Source organism: Pantoea sp. CTOTU49201 (assembly GCF_032054795.1).
Classification (GTDB): Bacteria; Pseudomonadota; Gammaproteobacteria; order Enterobacterales; family Enterobacteriaceae; genus Pantoea; species Pantoea symbiotica.
The window spans coordinates 1-2,329 of the sequence record NZ_DAMBSA010000328.1 but is presented as its reverse complement, the minus strand read 5'-3'; the positions used below and the strand labels follow the sequence as shown (position 1 = coordinate 2,329).

At 47.7% G+C, this 2,329-nt stretch carries 3 protein-coding genes; all 3 read right to left on the bottom strand.

Annotated elements, in window-relative coordinates; translation table 11 throughout:
- A partial coding sequence (locus tag RTY00_RS19050) for an aromatic amino acid transport family protein (RefSeq protein ID WP_312665524.1) occupies window positions 1–536 on the bottom strand: 536 nt, incomplete at its 3' end.
- A gap of 381 nt (window positions 537–917) precedes the next feature.
- Window positions 918–1,913, bottom strand: a complete 996-nt coding sequence (locus tag RTY00_RS19045) for a glycosyltransferase family A protein (protein WP_312665518.1) — start codon at window positions 1,911–1,913, stop codon at window positions 918–920.
- Window positions 1,910–2,329: polysaccharide biosynthesis C-terminal domain-containing protein (locus tag RTY00_RS19040; protein ID WP_312665517.1), on the bottom strand; the 420-nt coding region annotated here is incomplete at its 5' end. The genes RTY00_RS19040 and RTY00_RS19045, both read right to left, overlap by 4 nt.

Genomic DNA, 2,329 nt, shown 5'->3' with positions numbered 1-2,329 from the left:
AGCATCAGCACCGCCACAAACGGGAACACCAGAATGCTCATCGCTTTCACAATCATCTGCTCGCCAAAGCGCACCACCGTCATCATGCCGATGATCAGAATCAGCGACAGCAGCACACGCGGCGGCGAAACCAGACCCAGTTGATGCACGATAAAGCTATCGACGGTATTGGTGATTGCCACGCTGTACATCAGCAGGATCGGATAGATGGCAAAGAAGTAGAGCAAGGTGATGATCTTGCCAGCGCCCACGCCGAAGTGCTCTTCCACCACTTCGGTAATGTCTTCGCCGGGATTTTTACCGGAGAGTACAAAGCGCGTTAACGCGCGGTGCGCGTAATAGGTCATCGGGAAGGCAAGAATCGCCATGATAATCAGCGGAATCAGCCCGCCTGCACCGGCGTTAATCGGTAAAAAAAGCACGCCTGCACCAATCGCCGTACCGTACAGACCCAGCATCCACACGGTATCACTCTTACGCCAGCCCTTAGCCGCCGTTTCTACGGTGCCAAGCGTACCGGTTTGTGAGTTGTCCATCTGTCTCTCCAGAATTTCAAGCTTTATCAACACGCAGCCACAAGGATGGCTACTAATCATGGCGTAGGCTGCTCCGCCCGGCCGGAACGCAAAGGATGACGCTTCATGAGATGAAATTCACGCATCCTGATGTTTTGCGCCGCACTAAATGCACGAAACATGCGCGCAATCGATTGCATGGGGCGCTATTTGACATGAGACGCGGGATGAGTGCAAGAAGGAGAAACCGAGAGTGTGCAGAAAGACGTGCGGAGAGTGGAAAGGTGTGGCAACGCTGGGCTGTTGCCACGGGTAGAGCTGAGAACATCGGGTGAAACTCCCCCGGCAACTAGCCTCTGTACAGCAAATGCGTCCAGAGACTAACACCGGGAGAATTTCAAATCAGAATGCGCGCATCCTGTAGAGTGCATAAAGAAAATAGTACGCTGTGAGTGTATTCAAATTCATAATCATGTACTTCAATTTTTCATTTTTATTCAGCAGAATGAAAATACCTTTTGAGTATTTACCCCGCTTTATTTCATTAATTTCCTGGGCAATATCCGCAGGTGAAAACGAAGAGTGATACATAGCGGTCACGATTTGCATATCCAGCGCGAGCACACGTTTGGAGATGCCTTTAAGGAAATAGTCGAGATCGCTGGCCTGATATTTACTGATGATCGAATCATACAGTGCGGTGAGAAACTGTTTACGCACTTTCAGTTCACTGTATTGCACTTTACGCTTCGATAATGAACCCTCCACATCTTCATAGTGATAAGCAGCACCCGGCGTAACCAGGAAATTGCTAATGCAGCTGAAGAATTTAAGGTTAAACAACAAATCCTCGCTCATGGAGATACCTTCCAAAAAGCGCAGGTTCAGCTCCTCAATAATCTGACGGCGATAACATTTATTATGCAGATAACCGATGTTATCACTCATCTCCAGCTCACCGAGCACGTAAGGAATGTCCTCGTGACTGAAGAAGCCCGCCTGCGACACTTTCCCCACGCGATTGTCGTTGAGGTTTCCCACCATCAAATCGACTGATTCCGCTGGCCAGGCATCGAGATTCTGTTTGAAGATCATCAGGAAGTTATCATCCACCCAATCATCTGCATCGAGGAATAACACATATTCACCGCTGGCCTGCTGCATTCCGCTATTACGAGCGGCGCTGACACCGGCATTAATTTGGTGAATTACCGTGACCTGCGAATATGCACTAAACTCCTGCAGAATATTTGCGGTTGTATCGCTGCTGCCATCATTAACCACAATCACTTCGTAACTGCTGAAGGTCTGTTTAAGCACGCTCAGCAAGGTACGTTTAATGGTTTTTTGTGAGTTATAGACGGGAATGATAAGACTAAATAGTGGTTTTTCATTCATGATAAACTCTCTTTACTGTCTGAGGTTTTGATATTGTTGAATAACAGCCATAGTTTCCTGGGGTTGATAAATATTTGATGAATACGCATTACCGGTTGAGCAGGGAAAAAGTAATTAAGCAGGGAGAACGATAAAAACTCGGTTAATACCACGCTCATGGCCGCGCCATTTAAACCGAAGTAAGGAACCAAAATTAAAGAAGAGGCCACGCAAATTAATAACACCACGAAGGTTTTCTTCACTAAATAGCGATATCCGTTGTACTTAATAATGAAACGATCCATTACGCTGCTCAGCACCGCGCACATCGCTCCGACGCTGAGTAACAGCGTGGGCGCGACCGCATCGAGATACTCCGCACCGTAGAAGTCACGGATAAACCATCCGGACAATAACCAAATCGCCAGAATCACCAG